At 65.6% G+C, this 2,674-nt stretch carries 3 protein-coding genes; all 3 read right to left on the reverse strand.

What is annotated here, in order from left to right:
• Positions 1 to 537: winged helix-turn-helix domain-containing protein (locus tag AB0D66_RS34405; protein ID WP_362311076.1), on the reverse strand; the 537-nt coding region annotated here is incomplete at its 3' end.
• Between the two features lie 269 nt (positions 538 to 806).
• Positions 807 to 2,111, reverse strand: coding sequence for a nitrate/sulfonate/bicarbonate ABC transporter ATP-binding protein (locus AB0D66_RS34410; protein ID WP_362311077.1), 1,305 nt, complete (start codon positions 2,109 to 2,111; stop codon positions 807 to 809).
• A gap of 12 nt (positions 2,112 to 2,123) precedes the next feature.
• On the reverse strand, positions 2,124 to 2,674 hold a 551-nt coding region (locus AB0D66_RS34415), incomplete at its 5' end, for an ABC transporter permease subunit (protein WP_362311078.1).

Genomic DNA, 2,674 nt, shown 5'->3' on the forward strand with positions numbered 1-2,674 from the left:
TGCGCCCAACCTGAACCCTCTCGAGGCCGTCTGGTCACTCGTACGCAGAGCCATGGCCAACACCGCCTTCAACACCCCCGACGACCTCGACCACAGTTCCACCGCGTGCTCGTCCCGCTCGAGTGCTCTGGGGGCGGGTGCCTGCCAGGACCAGCCGTGACGTTTCAGCAGCCGCCATACCGTCGCTACCGACAGGCTCACCCGCAGACGCCGGCGGATCAGCGTCTGGACCCGGGCCAGCGTCCAGCGTTCGTCGTCGAAGCCGTGCGCCGACGGGCCTTTGCCGACTTCCTCGAGCACGGCGAACTGGGCATCGGTGACGGTCGGGGCGTTCGCCGGACCCGCCAGGCGCAAGCCCTCCATGCCGCCCTCGCGCCAGGCACGCCGCCAGCGCTCCACCGACCGCACACTCACCCGCAGATCCTTCGCGATCACCGCGGTCTTCTCACCCGCCGCGAACCGCATCCCGGCCTGAAGCCGAATCCCCTCACGAAACGCCCGACGCTCAGCGGTCAGGCCCCCCTCCGGATAACGCATACCACTGGCATCGCGCAGGGATCATGAACCGTCACTCCCCGACGACAACAACCCGCAAAGCTCAGTCACGGAATCCTATTGGCGGGTAACTACGTGCGAACGCGCAACTCTCGGTCAAGAGAACCGAGAAGGCCGAACGATGGGCCCGATCGCGCAATGATACGGCCACGGCACGGCAGGGACGTTCACGGGCACCTCACAGCCGCCGATACGGCGGGCGGCGCATGCTGCGGACCACGCCCCGGGCCGGAACTGCTGCGGTGGCGCGGCTACGGGTGTGTGTGCGCTGCCTTCTCGAGTCGGTACTGCCGGCTGTCTGCGTGGTAGGCGAAGAGCTCCGCGTAGCGGCCCCAGTCAGTCGCCGTCTCCAACTGCCGCTCCAGGTGACTTTGGGTGTAGTGGTGGGCGAGCACGTCGCAGAAGAAGCCGGCGCGCTGCGCGCCGTTGTCCGACCGGTTAAGTGTGTTGACAATGAACTGGACCAATGGGGCGCGCGTCAGGGCGTCTGCGAACAAGAGTTTGGACTGTCGTACGTCAGCGCTGGCGAAGGCTGCGCCTTGGTCGGTGAGGACGAGTTCCAGGTTCCGCAGTTCGACGAATCCCAGGAGTTCGAGACCGTCTACGAGGGCCAGGACGTCGTCGACCTCTAGTCCGAGGTCTTCCGCGAGGTCGGCGAGGTCCGCTTCGCCGGCTCCTCGTTGCGCCACGATCTCGGCCAGTCCCGCCATGCCGTCCACGCCCGCGGTGGGCAACGGGGTGTTGGCAAGGGTGCGTTTGCCTGGTTGTGCAGCAGCCTCGGGTTTGGCTGGGCGTCCTGTCATGACCTGGTAGATGGCGTCAACGATGGCTTCGAATGCAGTGGAGTGGCGCTGACGCGGGCGGGGGAGCCGGATATCGAACATGTCCCGGATCGTGCCGTAGGGGTGCGACCCGAGGACCACCACACGGTCGGACATCAGGACTGCCTCTTCGATGTTGTGGGTGACGAGAACAACGGATTTCGCCGGGAAGCTTCCTGACTCCCACAGCTCCATCAGCTCGCCTCGTAGGTTCTCGGCAGTGAGGACGTCCAGTGCGGAAAAGGGCTCGTCCATCATCAGCACGTCGGGGCGGACCACAAGGGCTCTTGCGAAGCCGACGCGTTGCCGCATTCCACCGGATAGCTCTTTGGGGTATGCGGATTCGAAGCCGTCGAGTCCGATCAGGTCGATGGCCTCCGCAGCTGCCTGAGCCCGTTCGGCGGGGGTGATGCCTTGCGCTTCGAGTCCGAGTTCGACGTTCTGCTGAACGGTCAGCCAGGGCAGCAGAGCAAAGCTCTGGAAGACCATCGACGTACCGGGGTTGGCGCCTCGTAGTTCCTCGCCCCGGTAGGTAACGGATCCGGAGCTGGCTGGTACCAGGCCGGCCAGGCAGCGCAGCAGGGTGGACTTGCCCGATCCGGACTTGCCTAGGAGTGCGACGATCTCCCCTTCCCGGATCTCCAGGTCGATGCCGCCGAGAACGGGCAGCTCGCCGTCGGCGCCCGCGTAGGTCTTGGTGAGGGCGTCGGTCTTCAGAAGGATGACGCTTGTCACAGGCAGTACCTCTCAGAGGGTGTAGCGGCGCGCGGCCAGTCGGTAGAGGGGCCGCCACAGCAGGTGGTTGAGTCCGACGACGTAGAGGGACATCGCTGCAATCCCGGCGATGAGGCGGGGGTAGTCGCCCTGCTCGGTGGCGTGGAAGATGTAGGCGCCCAGGCCTGTGGCCGTCAAGGTGGTGCCTGCGAAGGTGACGACTTCGGCGACGATGGAGGCGTTCCAGGCTCCGCCGGAGGCAGTGATGCCGCCGGTGACGTAGGAGGGGAAGATCGCGGGGATGATCAGACGCTTCCAGCGCTGCCAGCCATGGACGCCGAGGTCGTCCATGGCCTCCTTCAGATCGGTCGGAACGGCCATGGCGCCTGCGATGACGTTGAAGAGGATGTACCACTGAGCGCCCAGAGCCATCAGCAGGATGCAGCCGGCGTTGATGTTGATCCCTGCTTCCAGGAACAGCCATACGGCTAGGGGAAAGAGAAGGTTGGCGGGAAAGCTGGCCAAGACCTGGACCACGGGCTGTGTGATGCGCGTGAGGCTGGGAGAGAAGCCGATCCATACCC

Origin of the sequence: Streptomyces sp. NPDC048270 (assembly GCF_040652335.1) — a bacterium.
Lineage (GTDB): Bacteria > Actinomycetota > Actinomycetes > Streptomycetales > Streptomycetaceae > Streptomyces.